General features: G+C 65.0%; 20 protein-coding genes. 11 read left to right on the forward strand and 9 right to left on the reverse strand.

What is annotated here, in order from left to right:
• The first annotated feature begins 238 nt into the window (after nt 1-238).
• The gene (locus ACZZ0O_RS18135) at nt 239-679 is read left to right on the forward strand and encodes a ribonuclease (RefSeq protein ID WP_463591446.1); all 441 of its coding nucleotides are present in this window, start codon (nt 239-241) and stop codon (nt 677-679) included.
• Entirely contained in the window at nt 676-1,101 is a 426-nt protein-coding gene (locus ACZZ0O_RS18140) for a barstar family protein (protein WP_463591447.1), read from the forward strand. The genes ACZZ0O_RS18135 and ACZZ0O_RS18140 overlap by 4 nt, the downstream gene beginning before the upstream one ends.
• A gap of 190 nt (nt 1,102-1,291) precedes the next feature.
• Here ACZZ0O_RS18140 and ACZZ0O_RS18145 read toward each other — a convergent pair whose 3' ends face one another.
• Nucleotides 1,292-3,187 (reverse strand): ATP-binding cassette domain-containing protein, encoded by a 1,896-nt coding sequence (locus ACZZ0O_RS18145; RefSeq protein WP_463591448.1) that lies wholly within the window; start codon nt 3,185-3,187, stop codon nt 1,292-1,294.
• Nucleotides 3,188-3,295: 108 nt separating this feature from the next.
• Between ACZZ0O_RS18145 and dbpA the strand changes: the two genes are divergently transcribed.
• On the forward strand, nt 3,296-4,672 hold the full coding sequence (gene dbpA, locus ACZZ0O_RS18150; protein ID WP_463591449.1) for an ATP-dependent RNA helicase DbpA: 1,377 nt from the start codon (nt 3,296-3,298) through the stop codon (nt 4,670-4,672).
• Between the two features lie 354 nt (nt 4,673-5,026).
• On the opposite strand, the gene ACZZ0O_RS18155 is transcribed toward dbpA, so the two are convergent.
• Both ACZZ0O_RS18155 and ACZZ0O_RS18160 read right to left on the reverse strand, forming a co-directional pair.
• The gene (locus ACZZ0O_RS18155; protein WP_055851973.1) at nt 5,027-5,587 is read right to left on the reverse strand and encodes an adenine phosphoribosyltransferase; all 561 of its coding nucleotides are present in this window, start codon (nt 5,585-5,587) and stop codon (nt 5,027-5,029) included.
• Nucleotides 5,588-5,679: 92 nt separating this feature from the next.
• The gene (locus ACZZ0O_RS18160; RefSeq protein WP_463591450.1) at nt 5,680-7,236 is read right to left on the reverse strand and encodes a protein adenylyltransferase SelO; all 1,557 of its coding nucleotides are present in this window, start codon (nt 7,234-7,236) and stop codon (nt 5,680-5,682) included.
• 280 nt (nt 7,237-7,516) lie between these two features.
• On the opposite strand from ACZZ0O_RS18160, the gene ACZZ0O_RS18165 reads away from it, so the two are divergent.
• Nucleotides 7,517-8,392 (forward strand): alpha/beta hydrolase, encoded by an 876-nt coding sequence (locus tag ACZZ0O_RS18165; RefSeq protein ID WP_463591451.1) that lies wholly within the window; start codon nt 7,517-7,519, stop codon nt 8,390-8,392.
• A gap of 114 nt (nt 8,393-8,506) precedes the next feature.
• Here the strand turns inward: ACZZ0O_RS18165 and ACZZ0O_RS18170 are convergent, their stop codons facing one another.
• A complete protein-coding gene (locus ACZZ0O_RS18170) occupies nt 8,507-9,205 on the reverse strand; it encodes a glutathione S-transferase family protein (protein WP_463591452.1) in 699 nt (232 codons plus the stop codon).
• Between the two features lie 382 nt (nt 9,206-9,587).
• Nucleotides 9,588-9,803: a cold-shock protein gene (locus ACZZ0O_RS18175; protein ID WP_005923176.1), complete on the reverse strand. Its 216-nt coding sequence runs from the start codon at nt 9,801-9,803 to the stop codon at nt 9,588-9,590.
• 268 nt (nt 9,804-10,071) lie between these two features.
• On the opposite strand from ACZZ0O_RS18175, the gene ACZZ0O_RS18180 reads away from it, so the two are divergent.
• The 4 genes from ACZZ0O_RS18180 to ACZZ0O_RS18195 all read left to right on the forward strand — a co-directional run bounded on the left by ACZZ0O_RS18180 (nt 10,072) and on the right by ACZZ0O_RS18195 (nt 14,527).
• Entirely contained in the window at nt 10,072-10,557 is a 486-nt protein-coding gene (locus ACZZ0O_RS18180; protein WP_463591453.1) for a YaiI/YqxD family protein, read from the forward strand.
• A gap of 56 nt (nt 10,558-10,613) precedes the next feature.
• Nucleotides 10,614-11,162: a YaeQ family protein gene (locus ACZZ0O_RS18185; protein ID WP_055851955.1), complete on the forward strand. Its 549-nt coding sequence runs from the start codon at nt 10,614-10,616 to the stop codon at nt 11,160-11,162.
• Complete coding sequence (locus ACZZ0O_RS18190; RefSeq protein WP_463591454.1) at nt 11,159-12,340, forward strand: BaiN/RdsA family NAD(P)/FAD-dependent oxidoreductase; 1,182 nt, start codon at nt 11,159-11,161, stop codon at nt 12,338-12,340. Before ACZZ0O_RS18185 ends, ACZZ0O_RS18190 begins: the two co-directional genes overlap by 4 nt.
• 117 nt (nt 12,341-12,457) lie before the next feature.
• Entirely contained in the window at nt 12,458-14,527 is a 2,070-nt protein-coding gene (locus ACZZ0O_RS18195; RefSeq protein WP_115514532.1) for a GGDEF/EAL domain-containing response regulator, read from the forward strand.
• A 227-nt stretch (nt 14,528-14,754) separates the two neighbouring features.
• Here ACZZ0O_RS18195 and htpX read toward each other — a convergent pair whose 3' ends face one another.
• Complete coding sequence (gene htpX / locus ACZZ0O_RS18200) at nt 14,755-15,633, reverse strand: protease HtpX (protein WP_463591455.1); 879 nt, start codon at nt 15,631-15,633, stop codon at nt 14,755-14,757.
• 97 nt (nt 15,634-15,730) lie between these two features.
• Here htpX and gluQRS point away from each other — a divergent pair, with 97 nt between their 5' ends.
• The 3 genes from gluQRS to phaR all read left to right on the forward strand — a co-directional run bounded on the left by gluQRS (nt 15,731) and on the right by phaR (nt 18,191).
• Nucleotides 15,731-16,630, forward strand: a complete 900-nt coding sequence (gluQRS, locus tag ACZZ0O_RS18205) for a tRNA glutamyl-Q(34) synthetase GluQRS (protein WP_463591456.1) — start codon at nt 15,731-15,733, stop codon at nt 16,628-16,630.
• Between the two features lie 85 nt (nt 16,631-16,715).
• Nucleotides 16,716-17,456 (forward strand): acetoacetyl-CoA reductase, encoded by a 741-nt coding sequence (gene phbB / locus ACZZ0O_RS18210; RefSeq protein WP_463591457.1) that lies wholly within the window; start codon nt 16,716-16,718, stop codon nt 17,454-17,456.
• Nucleotides 17,457-17,615: 159 nt separating this feature from the next.
• Nucleotides 17,616-18,191, forward strand: a complete 576-nt coding sequence (phaR, locus tag ACZZ0O_RS18215) for a polyhydroxyalkanoate synthesis repressor PhaR (protein WP_005994381.1) — start codon at nt 17,616-17,618, stop codon at nt 18,189-18,191.
• 47 nt (nt 18,192-18,238) lie between these two features.
• Here the strand turns inward: phaR and ACZZ0O_RS18220 are convergent, their stop codons facing one another.
• From ACZZ0O_RS18220 to mutL, 3 genes are read right to left on the reverse strand one after another with little or no spacing between them, the layout of a single operon-like run.
• Nucleotides 18,239-19,201 (reverse strand): TraB/GumN family protein, encoded by a 963-nt coding sequence (locus ACZZ0O_RS18220; protein WP_463592488.1) that lies wholly within the window; start codon nt 19,199-19,201, stop codon nt 18,239-18,241.
• 33 nt (nt 19,202-19,234) lie between these two features.
• A complete protein-coding gene (locus ACZZ0O_RS18225) occupies nt 19,235-20,170 on the reverse strand; it encodes a DUF1684 domain-containing protein (RefSeq protein WP_463591458.1) in 936 nt (311 codons plus the stop codon).
• Complete coding sequence (gene mutL / locus ACZZ0O_RS18230) at nt 20,170-22,041, reverse strand: DNA mismatch repair endonuclease MutL (protein WP_463591459.1); 1,872 nt, start codon at nt 22,039-22,041, stop codon at nt 20,170-20,172. The genes ACZZ0O_RS18225 and mutL overlap by 1 nt, the downstream gene beginning before the upstream one ends.
• Nucleotides 22,042-22,135: the final 94 nt, after the last annotated feature.

Raw genomic sequence — 22,135 nt, forward strand, 5'->3', positions numbered from 1 at the left:
GCGAAGACCGGGCGTTGCGGGGTAGATGGTAAGGACGCCGACGGCGCTTACCAAGGGCAGCGGCAGGGAAACTTCATCCCATTGCATCGGGTGCCGCGCCCTGTTGGCTGCACACCTTGCACCAGCCCCCGGTTACTTGGATGTGAATCGCGAAGGCGCCCTGCCGCGTTCAAAGTCGACACAGTCGCGCAGCGGCATACTTGCTCTGCCGCACACTCTTCGTTTCTGGATCGTCTTCATGCGCAAGCCCGCTTTGCTGATCGTCGCCATCGTGCTGCTCGTTGCCGGCTTATGGGGCATGCGGACGCTGCAGACGCCCAAGCCGCAGTTTGCGCCGCAGCTCAACGCACCGATCGTCGCAGCACCGCCAGCGCGTCAGGTGCCGCACTTGCCGGCCTTCCTGCCGACCGAAGCCATGGCCACCATCGTCTTGATCCAGCGCGGCGGGCCGTTTCCGTATCCGCAGGATGGCGGCGTATTCGGCAATCGCGAACACCGGCTACCGGAGCGCCCGCGTGGCGACTACCGCGAATACACCGTCGACACACCCGGCAGCGCCGATCGCGGCGCTCGCCGCATCGTCACCGGCGGCACCCCGCCGCAGACCTGGTACTACAGCGACGATCATTACCAAACCTTCAAATCGTTCCAGGGCCCGACACCGGAGCAGGCGCCATGAGCGCGGGCGACTTTGCGCTGGACCTGTCCGACCCGCAGCAATCGGGCGTCTATCAAGCCGACACCGACGATCTGGACACCATGGCGGCGCTGGCGCGCGATGCCGGCTTGCGCATCCTGCGCGTGGATCTGGCCACCTGCTGCGACAAGCGCATGCTGTTGATGCGCCTGGCCACCCAACTCGATTTTCCCGCCAGCTTCGGCCGCAACTGGGATGCATTGAGCGATGCGCTGCGCGATCTTGCCTGGCTGCCCTCCCCGCGCGGCTATGCGTTGTTGATCGACGGCGCCGAGGCATTGGCGCAGGCAGCGCCGAATGAGCGCGATACCTTGCTGGATATTCTCGATGAAGCCGCCACTGCCTGGGCCGCTCGCGGGCTCACATTTGCAGCATTTGTGGCGCCTGCGAGTGCTTGCGACTGAGAGCGGCTAACACACCCTCCCGAACGCTGTTGCAATGGCGGCAACGTCTTGGCCACAAATGACGCAATGTTGGGTTAGAGCGATCAAAGACTGATGGGACCGCGAAGCAGGCCGCGCCCACCTCGCGATGCGTGTTTGCCGCGCCTACCAACCCATAAGACCGGCACGCAGTCGCGCACCGGTCCGGCAATCAACTATCCAGCTCGCTCCAGCGCGCGAACGCCGCATCCAGCTGCGCCTGCGCATCTCCCAGCGCGGCGGTATGCGCGGCCATCGCTGCGCTGTCGCGCTGATAGAAGGCCGGGTCGTTCATCGCATTGGTGAGCGCTGCGACCTGCTGCTCCAGGCTGTCGATCAAGGCCGGCAACTGCTCCAGTTCGCGCGCATCCTTGTAGCTGAGCTTGCGCTTGGGCGCGGCATCTACCGCTGGCACCGCAACCGCCACGGGCGTGGTCACCGCAGCAGTCGCCGAGGCCTTGGCGACGGCCATCGCATTGGTCGCCGGCGTACGCCGCTGACGCAACGAATCGCTATAACCGCCGACGTAATCGCCGATCAGGCCATCGCCTTCCATCACCAGCGTCGAGGTCACCACGTTGTCGAGGAAGTCGCGGTCATGGCTGACCAGCAGCAAGGTGCCGGTGTATTCGCCAAGCAGCTCTTCCAGCAGCTCGAGCGTTTCCACGTCCAGATCGTTGGTCGGTTCGTCCATCACCAGCAGGTTGGACGGCTGTGCAAACAACCGCGCCAGCAGCAACCGATTGCGCTCGCCACCGGATAGCCGCGTGATCGGCGCGCGCGCGCGCTCGGGCGTGAACAGGAAATCCTGCAGATACGCATGCACATGCTTGCGCTTGCCATTGATCTCCAGGAAATCGCGGCCTTCGGCCACGTTTTCGATGGCGCTCCAATCCTCGCGCAGGGTCGAGCGGTACTGGTCGAAATACGCAATCTGCAGATTGGTACCGATGCGAATTTCGCCTTCCTGCGCCTGCAGATCGCCCAGCAACAACTTGAGCAAGGTGGTCTTGCCGCTACCGTTGGGGCCGATCAGACCGATGCGATCGCCACGCTGGATGATGGTCGAAAAGTCCTTGACCATCGTGCGCGCGCCGAACGCAAAGCCGACCTCCTTGGCCTCGATCACCTTCTTGCCGGACGACTCGCCCTGCGAGACTTCCATGCGCACATTGCCGGTCAGGTCGCGACGCTGCACGCGCTCGTTGCGCATCGATTCCAGACGTCGCACACGGCCTTCGTCGCGGGTACGACGCGCCTTGATGCCCTGGCGGATCCAGACTTCCTCCTGCGCCAGCATCTTGTCGAAACGCGCATTTTCCTGCGCCTGCGCATTGAGCCGTTCTTCGCGACGCCGCTCGTAGTTGGCCCAGTCGCCCGGCCAGCTGGTGACCTGGCCACGATCGATTTCGACGATGCGGGTCGCCAACGCACGCAGAAAGCGCCGGTCATGGGTCACGAACAGCACGCTGCCGCTCCAGTTCTTCAGGAACGACTCCAGCCAATCGATCGCTTCGATATCCAGATGGTTGGTCGGCTCGTCCAGCAGCAGGACATCCGGCGAGGACACCAGCGAGCGCGCCAGCAGCACGCGGCGCTTCATGCCGCCGGACAGGCGCGCAAACTCCGCATCGCCGTCCAGTTCCAGCTTGGTCAGGGTTTCGGTGACGCGTTGATCCAGCGCCCAACCGTCGGCCGCGTCGATCTTGGCCTGCACCTTGCCAAATGCATCGGCATCGAACACTTCGGCATGGCTGAGCTGATGGAACTCGGCCAGCCAGTGGCCCAGTTCGCCCAGGCCATCGGCCACCACGTCGAACACGCTGCCGCCGGTACCCTGCGGCACCTCCTGCTCCAGCCGTGCGATGCGCACGCCCTGCTGCACGCGCACTTCGCCGTCGTCGGGCTTGAGCTCGCCGGCGATCAGTTTCATCAAGGTCGATTTGCCGGCGCCGTTGCGGCCGATCAGGGCGATACGCTCGCCCGGCTCGATCGTGAGGTCGGTTTTTTCCAGCAACAAGGGGCCGCCGACGCTGTAGTCGACGCTTTGCAGAGTGATTAAAGGCATGTGCTGATTGTACGGGAATCGGGAATGGTGAATCGGGAATGGAAAAAGCCGCAGGCACTACCTTTGCGATTCCCGATTCCCACTCCCGATTCCCGGCTAAAATGCGCCATGAACGAATTCTCCGCGCTGCCGCTGTCGCCGGCCCTGGCCCCCGGCATCGACGCCCTTGGCTACACCGTCCTTACTCCCATCCAGGCGCAGAGCCTGCCGCCGATCCTGCAGGGGCTGGACGTCATCGCCCAGGCGCCGACCGGTAGCGGCAAGACCGCCGCGTTCGGGCTGGGCCTGCTGCAGAAGCTCGACCCTGCCTTGACCCGTGCGCAGGCGCTGGTGCTCTGCCCCACCCGCGAACTGGCAGACCAGGTCGGCAAGCAGCTGCGCAAGCTGGCCACCGGCATCCCCAACATGAAGCTGGTGGTGCTCACCGGCGGCATGCCGCTGGGCCCGCAGCTGGCCTCGCTGGAGGCGCATGACCCGCAAGTGGTGGTCGGCACGCCCGGCCGCATCCAGGAACTGGCGCGCAAGCGCGCGCTGCATCTGGGCGGCGTGCGCACGCTGGTGCTGGACGAAGCCGACCGCATGCTCGACATGGGGTTCGAAGAACCCATCCGCGAAATCGCCAGCCGCTGCGACAAACACCGCCAGAGCCTGCTGTTTTCGGCCACCTTCCCGGACATCATCCGCACCTTGGCGCGCGAGATCCTGAAGGACCCGATCGAAATCACCGTCGAAGGCGCCGACAACGCGCCGGAAATCGATCAGCAATTCTTCGTGGTCGACCCGACCTATCGGCAGAAGGCGGTTGCCGGCCTGCTGCTGCGCTTCAATCCCGAATCCAGCGTGGTGTTCTGCAATACCCGCAAGGAAGTGGATGAAGTGGCCGGCTCGCTGCAGGAGTTCGGTTTCTCCGCACTCGCGCTGCATGGCGACATGGAACAGCGCGACCGCGATGAAGTGCTGGTGCGCTTCGTCAACCGCAGCTGCAACGTACTGGTAGCCAGCGACGTGGCCGCACGCGGGCTGGACGTGGAAGACCTGGCGGCCGTAGTCAATTACGAGCTGCCTACCGATACCGAAACCTACCGCCACCGCATCGGCCGCACCGCCCGCGCCGGCAAGCGTGGGCTTGCGCTCAGCCTGGTGGCCTCACGCGAAACAGCGCGCGCGCAGGCGCTGGAAGTCGAACAGGGCCAGCCGCTGAAGTGGTCGCGTGCACCGTTGGCGACCGCGCGCCCGGCGCAGCTGCCGCAGGCGGCGATGACCACATTGCGGATCGACGGCGGCAAGACCGACAAGCTGCGTGCCGGCGACATCCTGGGCGCGCTGACCGGTGAAGCCGGACTGTCGGGCGCGGCCATCGGCAAGATCGCCATCTACCCCACCCGCTCCTACGTCGCCATCGCGCGCGCGCACGTCGCCAAGGCCTTGGCGCATCTGCACGCGGGCAAGATCAAGGGACGCCGGTTCCGGGTCAGCAAGCTCTAAGCAACGGTCGCAGCCTGCGCGAGCGCATGAACCTGGATGCGGCATTGGCCGAGTTCAGCGAATCTCACGCGACAGATGCGGCCGGTGCAATGCCGGCCGCATGCGAGGCCTTGCTGGCGTTACGCCGATGCGTGCACTTGCTCGTAGCATTGACTGCCGCGATACACGATTCGGCGCGGCCAACAACCGGTAGCGCGCAGTTCTGGGCAGGTACCAGAGCATGGCCGAGAGCTGCGATGCAGACGCATTCGCTGTGCACCCCGAGGGCCATTGCGCCTGCCTGCTGGCAAGCGCACTCCGAACACCCACCGCGACTCTATCTACCGGCAAGCGCGCTAGGTCAGGCGGTCGACCTCAGTAAGCCAAGGTCGCCAGCAGCGGCACATCGTTGACCCACTTCTCGCGGCCCTGCAATGCTTTCAGCTCGACGAGCACCGCCGCGCCAACGATTTCCAGCTCCAGCTGTGCGGCCAGGCTCAGCGCAGCACGCAACGTGCCGCCGGTGGCCAGCACGTCGTCGACAATCAGCACACGCGCGCCGCGTGGCAATGCGTCTTCGTGCATTTCGATGCGATCGGTGCCGTACTCCAGGGCATATTCCTGGATCAGGGTGCGCCCCGGCAGCTTGCCCGGCTTGCGGACCGGCACGAACCCGGTACGCAGTTCGCGCGCCAAGGCCGCGCCCAGGATGAAGCCGCGCGCTTCGATGCCCAGCACCGCGTCCAGCGGCGTGGTGCGCCAGGGCTGCGCCATCTCATCCAGCGCAGAAGCGAAATCCGGGCCATCGGACAGCAGCGGCGTGATGTCCTTGAAGACGATGCCCGGCTTGGGGAAATCGCCGATGTCGCGAATCCGTTCCGACCAGTGATTGGGGCCGGAGGAGTTGGTGCCGGCGCAGCGGGTGCAGTCTGTCATGGTGGGATGGCGTCGTTGCCGGTGGGGACCGCCCTATTCTAGGCTGCGCAGCGCTTGACGCGGCATTTATGGCATCCGTGCGTCTGAGCGCGTCAGGAACTGCAGGACAGCATCGAACACCCGGCGCGATCGCGCGCCCACTCCGGCCGGCGGGCAGCGAACGCCGCGTTGCCTGGTTGGTCGTCATACGGCCGGCGCATGATCTCCAACACTTCCTGCACGCCCGATGGGTCGCCCTGCTCGGCCTTGTCGATCGCCTGCTGCGCCAGGTAATTGCGCAGCACGTAGCGCGGGTTGGCCAGGCGCATCCGCTCGCGCCGCTGCTCCGGCGACAAGCTGTCCAGCTGCAGCCGAGCGGCATAACGCTGTAACCAGTCGTGCAGCTGCGGCGCAGTGGCCAGGCGCTTGTGTTCGTCGTAGAACGCCTCGTGCAGCAGCTGCGGATCCGGCTGCTCAGGCGTGAGGTCGATCAACGCGCGGAAGGTCAGCGTCATGTCCATTTCCGCCTCGCGCATCAGATCGCGCAGCGCATCGAGCAGTTGCAGGTCCTCGTCGCGGCACTCGGCCAGCCCCAACTTGGCAGCGGCGTCGTTGCGGTCGCACGCCAGATAGGTGTCGCGAAACCGGTCCAGCCCCTGCTGCAGCGGTGCGGCGTCGGCGAACAGCGGCGCCAGCGCCTGCGCCAGGCGGCCCAGGTTCCAGTACGCCACCTGCGGCTGGGTGCCGAAGCGATAGCGGCGACCCTGCGCATCGGTGGTGTTCGGGGTCCAGTCCGGGTCGTAATCGTCTATCCACCCATACGGGCCGTAATCGATGGTCAGGCCCAGGATCGACATGTTGTCGGTATTCATCACCCCGTGCACGAAGCCCACCCGCATCCAGTGCGCCACCATCACCGCAGTGCGCTCGCAGATCTGCGCGAACCACGCCGCATAGAGCGCCTCGCCACTGCCGTCCAGTTCAGGGAAATCGCGCGCAATGGTGAACTCCACCCATTGCCGTAACAGGGCAACATCACCGCGTGCACTCGGCAATTCGAAATTGCCGAAACGGATGAACGATGGCGCCACCCGGCACACAATCGCCCCCGGCTCCCGCTGCGGCCGGCCGTCGTAGAACATGTCGCGTACCACTGCATCGCCAGTGGTCAACAGGCTCAACGCACGCGTGGTCGGCACGCCGAGATGGTGCATCGCTTCGCTGCACAGGAATTCGCGAATCGACGACCGCAGCACTGCCCGGCCATCGGCGCCGCGCGAATACGGCGTCGGGCCGGCGCCCTTGAGCTGCAACTCGTAACGCCCGCCATCCACACCGATCGCTTCGCCCAGGGAAATCGCCCTGCCGTCGCCCAGTTGGCCAGCCCAATGGCCGAACTGGTGACCGCCGTAATTGACAGCCCATGGCTGCATGCCCGGATACAGGCTATTGCCGCCAAAGACCTCGGCAAAGCGCGCACTCGCAATCTCGGCCGCGTCCAACCCGAGGGCCTGCGCCATCTCCGCCGAATAGGCGATCACGCGCGGCGCAGCAACCGGGGTCGGCAGCACCGACGACCAGGCGGCGCTGACCTCGCGACGGCGCGAACCGTTTTCTGGGTCACCGGGCAACTGTTGGCGCAGGCGATTATCAAAGTGCAGCGTTGTCATACCGCAAGCCTAGGCCACCGATGGTGAACTTGACATAGGCTGCCCCGCATCCGGGCGCGCGTGCGCAGCGTATCTTCACTTCGCATACCGACACCAAGCGAGCTCCTCCTGCACATGCTGGCGACAACAGATCACCGCTAATACGCGTCGCAATCGCCACACGGCCGCCGATGCAATGCGCAATTGGCGGACATCGCTGCCGATGGACGTGCACGCGATCCAGCGCGCACCACTCGTTCGCACCCGACCGACTCACGCCCCTTCCTGACCGACATCGCCCATGCCTCTTCGCGCATTCCGCTGGATCCGTCCCGCCCTCCTGCTGCTCGGCTCGCTCACCCTGACGGCCTGCAGCAGCGTGTTCTTCGGTGGCATCAATGCCGCCTCCAGCCGCGATGGCGTCGTCGAACATCCCAACCAGGTTTTCGATCCCGAACATGGTCTGGCACTGGACGTCTACCAGCCACGCGGTGTAGTGGACGCGCCGGTGGTGGTGTTTTTCTATGGCGGCACCTGGAAACACGGCAAGCGCGCCAACTATCGCTGGATGGGCCGCGCACTGGCCCGTCAAGGTGTCGTCACGATGGTGGCCGACTACCGCAAGTTCCCGCAGGTGGGGCTGCAAGGGTTCATGGCCGATGCCGCCAGCGCAACCGCCTGGAGCTATCGGCACGCGCATGCGTACGGCGGCGACCCCACGCGGCTGGCCGTGATGGGGCACTCGGCCGGTGCCCACATCGCCGGGCTGCTGGCGACCGATCGCAGCTGGCTGCAAGCACAAGGCTTGCAACCGCAGCAATTGTGCGGCTTTGTCGGCCTGGCCGGACCCTATGATTTTGTTCCGATGACCGATCCCGAAATCGTCGAGATCTTCGGCACCTCGCCAGCCGATCAGGCCAAGTCGCAACCGGTGCTCTACGTCGACGGCAACGAACCGCCGATGCTGCTGTTGCACGGCGACGCCGACCGCGTCGTCGAGCCACAAAACAGCGTTGCGCTGGCCGCAGCCATGCGCAGCAAAGGAGAAAACGTGCAGGTCAAGTTTTATCCAGGCGTCGGCCACATGGGCCTGGTGCTCGCCTTCCGCAAGCCGCCGGCAGATTCGCCGGAACTTCGCGACACCGTGCAGTTTCTTCGCCAGTGCAAAGCGCGCTAAGGCTGGGATGGGTTGGCGACCATGATGAGCGACTGCGCGGCTGGCAGCTCCGCCATGGGCCGGTGATCTAGCAGCGGCGTGGCTGCCGAAGCCACGCCGTTGTCATATCCAGCGTCAGGCGTTGTTGTTGCGTCCCATCAGCGCGTAGGGACCACCTTTCTTCAATGCAGCCTGATACGCGGGGCGCGCCTCGATCCGTTCCAGAAACGCGCGCAAGCGCGGATAGTTCTCCAGCCCGCCACCACGTGCCGCCGCAGCTTGGGCCGGGAAACTCATCTGGATATCGGCAGCGGTAAAGCGCTCGCCGGCAAACCAGGTACTGGCCTGCAGCGACTGCTCCATCCAGTCCAGATGCAACTTCACCTGCGGTCCGACAAAACCCGACATCGCCTTGTCCACGATGGCACGCGCAATGGGTTTGGCGAAGAACGGCATCGGCGCGCTCCGGATGCGACCGAAGATCAAGGTCATCAACAGCGGCGGCATGGCCGAGCCTTCGGCGTAGTGCATCCAGTACCGGAACTGCTGACGCTCCGGGGAGTCGATCGGCCGCGCAGGCGGCGACAGTGCGCATTCGGTGTCGTAGCGCTCGGTCAGATACTCAAGAATGGCGCCCGACTCGGCGATGGTCAGGCCGCCATCGACAATGACCGGCGACTTGCCCAGCGGGTGGATCGCGCGCAACTCTGCTGGGGCCAACATGGTCTTGGGATCGCGCTCATGGCGCACGATCTGATAGGGCAGCGCCAACTCTTCGAGCAGCCACAGCACGCGCTGCGAACGGGAGTTATTGAGATGGTGAACAGTGATCATGGCAAGCGGCCGCACACGGAAAACACCATCCTACCCATCTGGACGTCATTGCCGCGCGCAAGCATTGCCGCCCGCCGAGCAATCGTCGGTCTGTCGCTTGATCGTTATTGTGTGTTGCCCGACACAACGCACGGTGAGCAACCGCCGCAGAGGCAGGCTGACCAACTAACGTGGTTGGATGACTGGAGGCGGCAGGAAGACCGGGAAACTCGGCAAATCGAACACCGGACAGGCACGAACTGGATGCAGACCAGCCGTGGCGTGGAGACACACACGACCACACCGGCGCAGGGTCACTAAGGGATAATAAAAACGCCGACAATAAAAAACGCCGGCCGCTTTCGCGACCGGCGTTTTTGGCAACCCTAAGGTTGCAGACGGATTAGACCGCCTGCACCTGGTCAGCCTGCATGCCCTTCTGGCCCTGCACGGCGACGAAGGTGACCTTCTGGCCTTCCTGCAGCGACTTGAAGCCGGTGCCCTGGATGGCACGGAAGTGCACGAACAGGTCCGGGCCGCTTTCCGGGGTGATGAAGCCGAAGCCCTTGGCATCGTTGAACCACTTCACGGTACCGCTCTGACGTGATGCATCTGACATTTTACTAACTCCTGAACTATAGATTGATAAATCGCAGCGTCCGAAAAGCCGGAGCTGAGACTGAGTTGCAGGCGTTGGTAAAGCGGAACGATGAAGCGAGATCTGTAACGATCCGGCTGCATCAGGCCACGATTCACGGTGACCCTTGCAAACACAGTGCGTGCACAGTACTCGTGTTTTCGGCAAAAAGCGACACCTCGCGTCAAATCTTTTGCAGTCAGGCCAAATCCGACTGTCTGTCAGGTCCCTCCCCATCCACAATAGTGCGATGAATACGCCTCAAACACCGACACGCGCGCAGATATGGGTCGATGCCGACGCCTGCCCCGCGGTGATCCGCGACATCCTGTTTCGCGCCGCTGCGCGCACCGGCATCGCCGTGACCCTGGTCGCCAATCACTATCTCAGCACGCCGTCCCTGCCCCATGTCCGGACCTTGCAGGTGCCTGGCGGCCCGGACGCGGCAGACGACGCGATCGCCGAACGGGTGGCCGCAGGCGACCTGGTGGTGACTCAGGACATTCCGCTGGCCGCACGCGCGCTGGAAGCCGGTGCTACGGCGGTCGGCCTGCGCGGTGAAGCGTTCACCAGCAACACCATCAAGGAGCGCCTGTCGGTCCGTGGCTTCATGGAGGAGTTGCGCGGTGCAGGCATCGCGACCGGCGGGCCGCCGGCACTGCACGCACGCGATCGCCAGGCCTTCGCTGCCCAGCTGGACCGCTGGCTGGCCGCGCAACCACGCACGCCGACCTAACGCGCCGCAGCTGGAACGGGCGCGTATCATGAGCGCCCTTTGCAATCGGCATCCTGATGGCTCTCACCGCCACCGTCCGCAGGGCGGAACTTCAGATCAGCGACATGGACCGCGGCTACTACGCCAACCATCCGCTGACTCTGGCCCAACATCCTTCCGAAACCGACGAGCGCCTGATGGTGCGGCTGCTCGCGTTCGCCTTGTTCGCCGACGACCGCCTGGAATTTGGCCGCGGCCTCAGCAACGACGACGAGCCCGACCTGTGGCGGCGCGACTACACCGGCGACCCGGATCTATGGATCGACCTCGGCCAGCCCGACGAGAGCCGCGTGCGCAAGGCCTGCAACCGTTCGCGCGAAGCGGTAGTGATCGGCTACGGCGGTCAGGCCACCGAAACATGGTGGAAGAAACACGCCAACGCCATGGGCCGGCACAGCAACCTGCGCGTGATCGAACTGGAATCGCAGGCCACCGAGGCACTGGGGGCGCTGATCCAGCGCGGCATGCGTTTTGACGTGATCATCCAGGACGGCGAAGTGCAGATGCTGGCCGACCACGGCAGCGTCACCCTGACCCCGATGGTGCGGCAAGCGCCAGCCGAATGAACATGCGTTGCGACGTGCTGGTCATCGGTGCCGGGGCTGCCGGCCTGATGAGCGCCTTCACCGCCGGCCGGCGTGGCCGTCAGGTGCTGGTACTGGACCACGCCAACAAGGTCGGCAAGAAAATCCTGATGTCCGGCGGCGGGCGCTGCAATTTCACCAATACCGGCACCACGCCGGGCAACTTCATTTCCGCCAACCGCCATTTCTGCAAGTCTGCGCTGGCGCGCTACAGCCCGGGCGATTTCGTGGAGCTGGTCGAGCGCCATGGCATCGCCTATCACGAGAAAGAGCTGGGCCAGCTGTTCTGCGATACCTCGTCCAAGCAGATCGTGCGGCTGTTGCTGGACGAGTGCGAGGCAGCCGGGGTGCAGATCCACACCCAATGCGAGGTGCGTTCGGTCCGCCGCGACAGCGACGGCTTCACGCTCGACACCACCTTGGGGCGCGTGCAGACGCAATCGCTGATCGTCGCCACCGGCGGGCTGTCGATTCCCAGCATGGGCGCCAGCGGCTTCGGCTACACCCTGGCCAAGCAATTCGGCCATACGCTGCTGCCGACGCGCGCCGGGCTGGTGCCGCTCACCCTGAGCGGCAAGCATCAGGAACGTCTGCAGGACTTGTCCGGCCTCGCCCTGCCGGTGGAGGCGCACTGCAACGGGGTCAGTTTCCGCAACTTCATGCTGCTCACCCACCGCGGCGTCAGCGGGCCGGCGATCCTGCAGATCTCGTCCTATTGGCAGCCCGGCGACGACTTGCGGCTTGACCTGCTGCCGGGACACGACGCGGGCGCATGGCTGCGCGAGCAGAAACAGCAACGCGGGGCCACCGAGCTGCGCAATGTACTGGGCGATGTGATGCCGCGACGCTTTGCGCAACGCCTGTGCGAAGCGTGGTTGCCGGACAAACCGGTGCGTCAGCTGGATCCACCGCAGCTGCAGAGCGCGGCCGACCTGCTTTCCGCCTTCCCGCTGATCGCCAGCGGAACCGAGGGTTACCGCACCGCTGAAGTAACGCTGGGCGGAGTCGATACCGATCAGGTCTCAAGTGCGACCATGGAGTCGCGGCTGGTGACTGGCCTGTACTTCGTCGGCGAAGTGCTGGATGTCACCGGCTGGCTGGGTGGGTACAACTTTCAGTGGGCCTGGGCATCGGGACATGCCGCCGGCAGCGTGGCCTGATCCCTCTTCATCGCACGGAAGCGTGGCCCAAGTCTCACACCGGATGCGGCTTTGTCCACAGACATGGACGCAGCCGATGACCTTCGTGTATTAAAGCCCGTCGCCAGGGAGTTGCGCATGCAAAGAGGTAAAGATCTCACCCTCCGCCTGATGATCGTCGACGACAGTGTCGAGCGTGCGGAGGCGATCGTGACGGCGCTGCGCAACGGCGGCATCGCGGTGCGGCCTTCGCGCCCGCAATCTCCGGAAGAGCTCGCCAGCATGCTTGCCGGCCAGATCGATCTGGCCTTGCATGGGCAGGCGCTGCAGATTCCGATGAGCGCTCTGCAGCAGCAGATCGCCGGCAGCGGCAAGGACATTCCAATCATCCTGCTGGCCGAGCGCATCGAAGAGAACGCATTGGTCGAGGCCGCTGCGCACGGCATCCGCGCCATCGTGCTGCGCCACCGTCCCGAACACCTGCTCTCCCTGGTGCGTTCGGAATGGGCCGACCTGCAGGCGCGTCGCGGCCTGCGTCGCATCGAAGCGCAGATGCGCGAAACCGAGCGCCGCTGCGATGCACTCATCGCCTCCTCGCGCGACCCCATCGCCTACGTGCACGAAGGCATGCATATCCGCGCCAACGAGGCGTATCTGGAAATGTTCGGCTTCGAGTCGTTCGACGATGTCGAAGGCGTGTCGCTGCTGGACATGATTGCCGCGCAGTACGTCGACGACTTCAAGCAGTTGCTCAAGGCGATGGCCAAGGGCGAGCCGCCGCCGGCGCAGTACAAGGTCGACGCGCGCCGACTGGAAGGCGACACCTTCCCGGCGACGATGGAATTTGCCACCGCCACCTACGAAGGCGAGCCGTGCATCCAGGTGGTGTTCCGCCGCCGCGAGGAATTCGACCCGGAACTGGCGCGCGAGGTCGAAGATCTACGCCAGCGCGATCAGGTCACCGGCCTGCTCAACCGGCCCACCTTCATGGTGGCGCTGGAACAGGCGGTGGCGCGCGCCGGCCGCAGCGAAGGCCAATCCGGCTTTCTGCTGATCGAGCCGGATCACTATGCGCGCATCCTTCCCGAGATCGGCCTGGACTCGGCCGACGCCCTGATCGCCGCGATGGCCGCGCATGTGGCCGGTATCGTCGATGAAAGCGTGGTGGCGGCGCGCTTCGGCGAGCACAGCTTTGCCCTGTTGCTGGACGGCAACTACGCACGCTCCCACGCGCTGGCGGAAACGGTACGCGATGCGTTCGCGCAGCATGTTTTCAGCGTCGGCTCGCGCTCGGCCACGGTCACGGTGAGCATCGGCGGCGTGCAGATCGGCGAAAAGATCGCCAGCATCGGCCAGGTGCTCAATCGCGGGACCGAGGCGGTGCGCACCACCGCCGAGCTTGGCGGCAACGCGGTGAGCATCTACGACCCGGCCGCCTCCGACCGCGCCGAGGAAGAACGCATCGAGCGCTGGGTCGAGCAGCTGCGCGAGGCGTTGGTTGGCGATGGCTTCCTGCTGCATTACCAGCCGGTGCTCAATCTGCAGGGCGAGCCGCTGGAGCTGTATCAGGCGTTCCTGCGTCTGGATCGCAATGGCGAGATGATGTCGCCAAATGCCTTCATGGCCATTGCCGAAGAGCACGACCTGGTCACCGAAATCGACCGCTGGGTGGTGGCCCGCGCCATCCGTCAGCTCGGTGAACGGCAACGTGCGGGGCACAAAACGCACCTGCTGGTGCGTGTCGGGCCGAACTCGTTCTCCGACCCGCAGATGATCGACACCATCCGCGAGCAGTTGGCGGTCTACGGCGTACCGGGCGAGCGCTTGTGGTTGCAGACGCCGGAATCGAAGGTGTTTACGCATTTGCGCAATGCCCAGCAGTTTCTGGCGGCAGTGTCGGCGATGGGCTGCAAAGTCGGGCTGGAGCAGTTCGGTTCGGGCCTGGACTCGTTCCAGTTGCTCGCGCATTTCCAGCCGGCCTTCCTCAAGCTGGACCGCGGCATCACCGGCGAAGTGGCCTCGGCCCGCGAGAGCCAGGAAAAGATCCGCGAAATCACCTCGCGCGCGCAGCCGGCCGGCATTTTGACCGTGGCCGAATTCGTCGCCGATGCGCAGTCGATGAGCAGCTTCTTCAGTGCCGGAGTGGATTATGTGCAGGGCGATTTTGTCGCACCGACCGGCCCGCTGATGAACTACGAATTCGGCTGATCCAACCGAAAGCCGGCAACGCAGCACAACAAAAAACCCGCAATGCGCGGGTTTTTTGTTGTCTTTCAAGCCGATACGCAGTCGACCGGATTCCGACCAGGCGATGCAGCGGGTACTGTTTCGTTGAGCATGGGCGGTGCGCTCATGTGGTCATTGCACCAACGATCGATGCTGATGAAGGCAGCGCCTGCCGCATCACACGGAGCCGCCGCGATCCCGGCTGCCGCTTACAGTGCAGCGCCATTGGCCGCACGCAACGCGGCAAGGCGCTCGGTCAGCGGCGGGTGGCTGAGGAACAGGCGACGCAAGCCATTGCCCACCCCACCGGAGATACCGAACGCCTGGACTTGCGAGGGCAAGGTGCTCTGGCCGTGGTTGAGCGACAGCCGCTCCAGCGCGGCGATCATCTTGTTGCGCCCGGCCAGCTGCGCGCCACCGGCGTCGGCGCGGAACTCGCGACGGCGCGAGAACCACATTGCAATCATGGTCGCGAACATGCCCAACACCATCTCCAGCGCGAACACGATGATGTAGTAGGCAAAGCCGCGGCCGCCCTCGCGATTGCCTGACAAGGTGCTGTCGATGATGCCGCCGACCACGCGCGCCAACACGATCACGAAGGTGTTCAACACGCCTTGCAACAGCGCCATGGTGACCATGTCGCCATTGGCGACGTGGGCGATTTCGTGGCCCAGCACCGCTTCGGCCTCGTCCTGGCTCATGTTCTGCAGCAGGCCGGTGGAGACCGCGACCAGAGCTTTGTTGCGATTGGCGCCGGTTGCGAAGGCATTGATTTCCGGGCCCTCGTAGACCGCCACTTCCGGCATGCCGATGCCGGCGGCCTGCGCCTGACGCCGTACCGTCTCCAGCAACCACCGCTCGGTCGGGGTGCGTGGCTCGGTGATGACCTGCGCACCGGTGCTGCGCTTGGCCATGAATTTGGACAGCAGCAAAGAGATGAACGCGCCGCCGAAACCGAAGATGGCGCCCATCACCAGCAAGCCGCTCATCTGCGCGGAATTGACGCCCAAGACCGACATCATAATGCTGGCGAGGAACAACACCGCCAGATTGGTCAGCAGGAACACGAAAATGCGGTTGAACATGACGCGCTTGCTCCACTGATGCAGGGTGAACTGTTGCGGATTTGCGGCCGTCGCGACTTGAAATCAAGCAAGCACCTGACCGACGATTCAGCTGTCTATGCCATCGCCCCTCTACCGCGGCCGCTTCGCGCCCTCTCCGACCGGCCCCCTGCACTTCGGCTCCCTGCTGGCGGCGTTCGGCAGCTGGTTGCTCGCTCGCCATGCCGGTGGGCAGTGGTGCGTGCGTATCGAGGACATCGACCCGCCACGCGCTGAAGAAGGCGCGTCCGAACGCCAGCTGCGCAGCCTGGCCGCGTTCGGGCTGATCTCGGACCTGCCAGTGATCCGGCAATCCGACCGCGATGCGCCTTACACCGGCGCCATCGCCGCGCTACTGGAGGCCGGGCTGGCGTTCGAATGCAGCTGCAGCCGTGCCGATCTGGCCGAGATGGGCGGCATCCACCACGCTTGCGTGGCGCCACTGGGCGACCGGCGCGCGGTGCGCCTGCGGGTGCCGCCACAAGCGCCGGTCGGCTTCGACGATGCCTTGCAAGGCCATGTGCAGCAGGACGTGTACGCCGACGTAGGCGATGTAGTGTTGCGCCGTGCCGATGGCTATTGGGCGTACCAGTTGGCGGTGGTGGTGGACGATGCACTGCAAGGCATCACCGATGTCGTGCGCGGCGCCGACCTGCTCGACTCCACCCCGCGCCAACTCCTGCTGCAGCGCGCCCTGAACCTGCCGCAGCCGCGCTATCTGCATCTGCCGCTGATCCTGGATGCCGATGGCCGCAAGCTGTCCAAATCGCACGGTGCGCCCGCACTGGACGACGCCGACCCGTTGCCGGCGCTGCGCGCCGCCTGGCAGGCCCTGGGCCAGGTGGCGTCCGCCCTGCCGCCGCGTGCGGATATCGACACGCTGCTGCAGCACGCCGTGCAGCATTTTTCGCCCGACCTGCTACCGCGCACCTGCACCCAGGGCAGCGATGGACGCGCATCGCAGCCCCGGCGTGACTAGAATTGCGACCCAGCATCGGCATCCGGGTGCGGCGCCTGCGCCGGCACCCTGATCGCCCCGGACTTACCTGCTTATTGGAGTCGTCATGACATCTCGCGTCGCATTGGTCACCGGCGGCACCGGCGGTATCGGTACCGCCATCTGCAAGCGCCTTGCCGACCAGGGCCACAAGGTGGCCAGCAACTTCCGCAACGAGGAAAAGGCGCGCGACTGGCAGCAGCGCATGCAGGCACAGGGCTACGCATTTTCCCTGTTCCGCGGCGATGTGGCGTCGTCCGAGCATGCGCGTGCACTGGTCGAGGAGGTGGAAGCGTCGCTGGGGCCGATCGAGGTCCTGGTCAACAACGCCGGCATCACCCGCGATACCACCTTTCACCGCATGACTGCCGAGCAGTGGCACGACGTCATCAACACCAACCTCAACTCGGTGTTCAACGTCACCCGCCCGGTGATCGAGGGCATGCGCAAGCGCGGCTGGGGCCGGGTGATCCAGATCAGTTCCATTAACGGGCTCAAGGGCCAGTACGGCCAGGCCAACTACGCAGCTGCCAAGGCCGGCATGCACGGCTTCACCATTTCGCTGGCGCGCGAAAACGCCGCGTTCGGGGTCACGGTCAACACGGTCTCGCCCGGTTACGTGGCCACCGACATGGTGATGGCGGTACCGGAAGAGGTGCGCGCCAAGATCGTGGCCGACATCCCGACCGGCCGGCTGGGACGCCCGGAAGAGATCGCCTACGCCGTGGCGTTTCTGGTGGCGGAAGAGGCCGCCTGGATTACCGGGTCCAATCTGGACATCAACGGCGGCCACCACATGGGCTGGTAACGTTTGCTGCAACTTTGCGGTGCAGCATGGATTTGGATCAAAAACCATGCTGCGCAACATTTTTAATGTGTCCGCTTAAGCAAATAAGGCCTTCTGACTGTTGCAACCGCTGCTGCGCTGCGCCATCCTGCGCGCACTATCAGTGTGAGTGAACGTTCCATGGCCGGACTTCGCATCATCAAGAAGTATCCCAATCGCCGTCTCTACGACACCGAGATTTCCAGCTATATCACCATCGAAGATGTGCGCCAGTTGATCATCGACGGCGAGGAGTTCGAAGTCCGCGATGCCAAGAGTGGCGAAGATTTAAGTCGTGCCGTCTTGTTGCAGATCATTGCCGACCGGGAACAGGACGGCGAGCCGATGCTCTCCACCCAGTTGCTGAGTCAGATCATCCGTTTCTACGGAGATTCGCTGCAGGGCTTCATGGGTAACTACCTGGAGCGCAGCATGCAGGTGTTCCTGGACCAGCAGCAGCAGTTCCGCCAGCAGATGGGCAACCTGCTCGGGCAGACCCCCTGGGCGATGATGAACCAGCTGACCGAGCGCAACCTGGAGTTGTGGCAGGAGTTTCAGCGCAACTTCGGCGCCGGTTTCGGTCGTCCGGGTGGCCCTGGCACACCGCCAACCCCGCCTGGCGCCGGCAGCATGGGCAGCGGCCCGATGGGCACCGGCACGCACGGCGCGTCCAATAGCCATACCGGTACCACCGGCAAGGCACGCAACCGCGGATGACAGCACTGCTCGCGCCTGCCAGCCCGATGGGCTGGGGGCGCGAGCAGTCAGCGGCCGGCCTGCTCCGCGCAGGCCGAGCAGATCCGCTCTACGTGGTAGCCGCGCGCACGCAGGCGCTCCACCACACCGTCAGTCCCCAAAAGATGCAGGGCGCCCACCACGACCAAGGTGGTTCCACTGCCCTTGCCCAGCTGTTTTTCCAGCCGCGGCACCCAGCGCGCATTGCGTTCGACGTTGATGTCCTGATACAGCGCCGGGTACTGGCGGCGCATGTCTTCGGCCATTTGCGTGGAGAGCGTGTGCACGTCGCCCTTGCGCCACGCCGCATGCAGGCGACGCAGCTGATCGGTGGTATCGGCCTCGTCCAGCGCTTCTTCCAGCAGCTGATGCTGCTCGGTGGGCGACATGCCATCGAGCAGGGCGATCTGTTCTTCGGCGCGCTCCAGGCCGTCGGCGGGCTTGCCCTTGGCCTGCGCCTGATCCATCAGGTAATGGTCCAGACCCGCGTTCGGGTCCATGCCTTGCCGGCTCATCTCGGCCAGGCTGATCGACAGTGCGACAAACCAGGGTTTGAGCGACTGCAGAGCATCGATCGACATGCCGTACTTGCGCGCGTAGGCACTGAGCGCCTGCCAGGTCTTTGCGTCCAGCACGTCCTGCAGGGTGCGGCCATCGGTGCGTCGTGCCACCTGCAGCATGCGGCTGGCCAGCTGCGGCGATTGCGCATCCGACGGCGGCAGCTCGAACAGCAGACGGTCGGCCTTGGCGAATGCCTGCATCACATCCGGCGACAACGGGTAATCGCTGGGCTTGAGCACGTGGAACGAGCCCAGCAGATAGAGCGTGCCGCCCTTGCCGTCGACTTTCCACAACAGTGGCACCGGCGGGCTGGCAGGTGCGTCGTTGGCACCGCGCGCCCAGGCCGGTGCGGCCGCCCCGCTCCACAGCGCCAGGCCGATCAGCGCGCCACTGCACCAGACAGCAATGCGCGCACGCAGGCGCACCGTCATCGCATCAACGTTCACCGTATCCACCTCATCACGTCAGTGCGGCACCTTGTAGGTTTTCTCGCCGGCCGAGACCGCCAGATCGATCCGATTTTCCGGCGGCGGCAACGGGCAGGTTGCGAAGGGAGTGAACGCGCACGGCGGGTTGTAGGCGCGATTGAAGTCCACCACCACATGACCGGACGCATCCGGCACGTCCACGTCCAGGAAGCGCCCGGCCGGATAGCTGCCGTGCCCACTGGTGCGGTCGGCGAACACCACGAACACCGGCCGCCCAGGTTCGCCGATCGTTTCCAGGCGATAGGTCTTGCCATCGCGCTCGAAGACGATGGCGCCGGCGTTGGGCTGCTCGCTACTGATGCCGACGATGTCCACGATCGGGATGGTCTTGCCGACATCGTTGGGCACGTAGCGTGCGGTGATGCGCCAAGAAGGATCTGCCGGCCAGTACTCCAGCCCGGCGAATTTGCTGCGCGATGGCGCGTCGGCATGCTTGACCCGCAATGCGTAGCGGTCGCCGCGATGGATCAGGCTGAGCACGCCTTTGCCATCGTCGAAATGGATGAACGTGGGCTGCGGATCGCGATCGGACTGGAAGCGGATCCTGCCGGTTAGCGGCTTGCCATCCACGCTGAGCGCAGCGCCACGTTCGGGCACGAACCACACTGCCCCGCCCTCGCTGGACACCATGCCCATCTTCGGCGGCCCGACCGCGAGCCGGATGCCGCTGTCGGCGCTACTGCCGATGTAATGCGCTTTCAGCGACAGCCAATGCAGCCCGACCAGACTGGTCCAGCCATCGGGCGCACGCAGTTCGTTGATCCGGCTTTCGCGCCAGGCGGCGTTGTCGGCCAGGAATGTCTTGTCCAACGCCACCGGCGCGGCAGGCGGCGGCGCATCGCGCCCACATCCGACCAGCGCTGCTGCCACCAACATGCCAAGCAGCCAGCCCTTCCCCGTATGCACTGCCATCAACGCCCCCTGAGAAACCAACGATCAATATCGCTCAGCGTAAACCGAGCCCAGGTGGGTCGGCCATGGTTGCATTGCCCCGAGCGCTCGGTGGCTTCCATATCGCGCAGCAGCGCGTTCATTTCAGGCACGGTGAGACGTCGATTTGCGCGCACCGCGCCGTGGCAGGCCATGGTCGACAGCAGCTCGTCGCGTGCGCTGGCGATGCGGCGGCTCTGACCGTGCTCGCGCAGGTCGCCAAGCACGTCGCGCAGCAACGCCTCCGGCTCGGCATTGGCCAGCAAGGCGGGAATGCTGCGGACGTGCAGCGATTGCGGGCCGGCGCGGGTGATCTCGAAGCCCAGGGTAGCCAGCGTCTCGGCCTCGCGCTCGGCGGTATCGGCCTCGCGCTCGCCCACTGCCAGCGTCATCGGCACCAGCAACGGCTGCGCATGCAGGCCGATGCTGTCGTGCGCGTTCTTGAGCCGCTCGTAGCCGATGCGTTCGTGCGCGGCGTGCATGTCCACCACGATCAGGCCTTCGGCGTTTTCGGCCAGGATGTAGATGCCGTGCAACTGCGCCACCGCATAGCCTAACGGCGGCACGCCGCTGTCTTCGGCCGTGACTGGCAGACCGGTTCCGGAAAACTGCGGCAGGCTGGCGGACTGCTGTGCGCTGCCAGATGGCGGCGCATACAACGCGCTATAGGCTGCACGCGCTTCGTCCACACGCAGACCCAACGGCGTCTGCGAGGGCGTCCAGTTGGCGTAGCTGCCTGAGCCACCAACATTTCCGGATGCGCCGGAATATGTTGCCGCACCGTCGCCAGCGAGACTGCCCATCTCACCAGTCGCCGCATAACCCGCGCCATCGCTGCCGATGCTATTGGGCGTGGCGCCGGCCCGCGTCTGCGCCAGCGCATCCTGCAAGGTGCGATAGACGAAGTCGTGAATCAGCCGCGCTTCGCGGAAACGCACCTCGTGCTTGGCCGGGTGTACGTTGACGTCCACGCGCGCCGGGTCCAGCTCCAGAAACAGCACATACGCCGGTTGGCGGCCATGGAACAACACATCGCCGTAGGCCATCTTGACCGCGTGCGCCACGCTGCGATCGCGTACCGAGCGGCCGTTGACGTAGAGATATTGCTGGTCGGTACTGGCCCGCGAGTAATGCGGTTGCGCGACCCAGCCATGCAGGCGCAGGCCGGCACCGCTGTGATCGACCCGCAAGGCCTGCCGTGCGAAATCCTCGCCCAAGGTTTCGCCCAGCCGCGCATCCGAATACAGATCCCCCGGCTTGTAGCGGCGCGACGGTTTGCCGTTATGCGAGACGCGCAATTCCACATCCGGGCGCGCCAACGCCAACGAGCGCAGCCACTCTTCGATGTGCCCAAGTTCGGTGCGTTCGGCACGCAGAAACTTGCGCCGCGCCGGCACGTTGAAGAACAACTCGCGCACTTCCACCGTGGTGCCGGGCGCATGCGCGTGCGGCGTTACTTCGCCAAGCCGCCCGCCTTCGATCTGCAACGCCGAGCCGTGTTCGGCATCGTGACGACGCGAAATCAGCGTAAAGCGGCTGACCGAGGCGATCGAAGGCAAGGCTTCGCCGCGGAAGCCGAGCGTGGCGACGGTTTCCAGATCGTCCAGCGAGGCGATTTTGCTGGTGGCATGCCGCGACACCGCCAACGGCAGTTCATCGGGCGGAATGCCGCCACCGTTATCGCGGATGCGGATCAGGCGCACGCCGCCCTCTTCCAAATCGATATCCACGCGGGTAGCGCCGGCATCCAGGGCGTTTTCGACCAACTCCTTGACCACCGATGCGGGCCGCTCGACGACTTCGCCGGCAGCGATCTGGTTGATCAGGATCTCGGGTAACTGACGGATCGCCATCAGCGCGCGCTTCGGCGCTGGCAGCGCAAAACAGGATGCATCGCGGGTGTAGCAGGCAAGACGAACGTCGGCACGGCAATCCGGCGGCGCGCAG

Source organism: Xanthomonas sp. AC360, from assembly GCF_979258225.1.

Bases quoted from the DNA above. Each gene is read 5' to 3' on its own strand.
- phbB (WP_463591457.1), top strand. From the start codon at position 16,716: ATGACATCTCGCGTCGCATTGGTCACCGGCGGCACCGGCGGTATCGGT.
- dbpA (WP_463591449.1), top strand. From the start codon at position 3,296: ATGAACGAATTCTCCGCGCTGCCGCTGTCGCCGGCCCTGGCCCCCGGC.
- ACZZ0O_RS18160 (WP_463591450.1), bottom strand. From the start codon at position 7,236: ATGACAACGCTGCACTTTGATAATCGCCTGCGCCAACAGTTGCCCGGT.
- ACZZ0O_RS18165 (WP_463591451.1), top strand. From the start codon at position 7,517: ATGCCTCTTCGCGCATTCCGCTGGATCCGTCCCGCCCTCCTGCTGCTC.
- ACZZ0O_RS18140 (WP_463591447.1), top strand. From the start codon at position 676: ATGAGCGCGGGCGACTTTGCGCTGGACCTGTCCGACCCGCAGCAATCG.
- ACZZ0O_RS18145 (WP_463591448.1), bottom strand. From the start codon at position 3,187: ATGCCTTTAATCACTCTGCAAAGCGTCGACTACAGCGTCGGCGGCCCC.
- ACZZ0O_RS18135 (WP_463591446.1), top strand. From the start codon at position 239: ATGCGCAAGCCCGCTTTGCTGATCGTCGCCATCGTGCTGCTCGTTGCC.
- ACZZ0O_RS18190 (WP_463591454.1), top strand. From the start codon at position 11,159: ATGAACATGCGTTGCGACGTGCTGGTCATCGGTGCCGGGGCTGCCGGC.
- ACZZ0O_RS18220 (WP_463592488.1), bottom strand. From the start codon at position 19,201: ATGACGGTGCGCCTGCGTGCGCGCATTGCTGTCTGGTGCAGTGGCGCG.
- mutL (WP_463591459.1), bottom strand. From the start codon at position 22,041: ATGGCGATCCGTCAGTTACCCGAGATCCTGATCAACCAGATCGCTGCC.
- ACZZ0O_RS18155 (WP_055851973.1), bottom strand. From the start codon at position 5,587: ATGACAGACTGCACCCGCTGCGCCGGCACCAACTCCTCCGGCCCCAAT.
- ACZZ0O_RS18175 (WP_005923176.1), bottom strand. From the start codon at position 9,803: ATGTCAGATGCATCACGTCAGAGCGGTACCGTGAAGTGGTTCAACGAT.
- gluQRS (WP_463591456.1), top strand. From the start codon at position 15,731: ATGCCATCGCCCCTCTACCGCGGCCGCTTCGCGCCCTCTCCGACCGGC.
- ACZZ0O_RS18170 (WP_463591452.1), bottom strand. From the start codon at position 9,205: ATGATCACTGTTCACCATCTCAATAACTCCCGTTCGCAGCGCGTGCTG.
- phaR (WP_005994381.1), top strand. From the start codon at position 17,616: ATGGCCGGACTTCGCATCATCAAGAAGTATCCCAATCGCCGTCTCTAC.
- ACZZ0O_RS18180 (WP_463591453.1), top strand. From the start codon at position 10,072: ATGAATACGCCTCAAACACCGACACGCGCGCAGATATGGGTCGATGCC.
- htpX (WP_463591455.1), bottom strand. From the start codon at position 15,633: ATGTTCAACCGCATTTTCGTGTTCCTGCTGACCAATCTGGCGGTGTTG.
- ACZZ0O_RS18185 (WP_055851955.1), top strand. From the start codon at position 10,614: ATGGCTCTCACCGCCACCGTCCGCAGGGCGGAACTTCAGATCAGCGAC.
- ACZZ0O_RS18225 (WP_463591458.1), bottom strand. From the start codon at position 20,170: ATGGCAGTGCATACGGGGAAGGGCTGGCTGCTTGGCATGTTGGTGGCA.
- ACZZ0O_RS18195 (WP_115514532.1), top strand. From the start codon at position 12,458: ATGCAAAGAGGTAAAGATCTCACCCTCCGCCTGATGATCGTCGACGAC.